Raw genomic sequence first — 244 nt, 5'->3', positions numbered from 1 at the left:
AGCCGCTGTGGCCGAACCGCGACCGCTTCGTGCTGTCGGTCGGGCATGCGTCGATGCTGCTGTATTCGCTGCTGCATCTCGCGAACGTGAAGGCCGTCGACGAAGAAGGCAAACCGACCGGCGGTCCCGCGGTGTGGCTCGAGGACATCGAACGTTTTCGTCAGATCGACAGCAAGACGCCGGGCCACCCCGAGTACCGGATGACGACGGGCGTCGAGACCACCACGGGTCCGCTCGGCCAGGG

1 pseudogene is annotated in these 244 nt (G+C 66.4%); it reads left to right on the top strand.

Annotation, left to right across the window (positions count from 1 at the left end):
* Positions 1-244: pseudogene (locus SB822_RS59960) on the top strand (transketolase); the annotation flags it as partial.

This window comes from Paraburkholderia sp. SIMBA_054 (assembly GCF_046534875.1).
Taxonomy (GTDB): Bacteria; Pseudomonadota; Gammaproteobacteria; order Burkholderiales; family Burkholderiaceae; genus Paraburkholderia; species Paraburkholderia hospita.
Note: the sequence above shows the minus strand (reverse complement) of the source record. Positions and strands in the feature narration are given on the sequence as shown.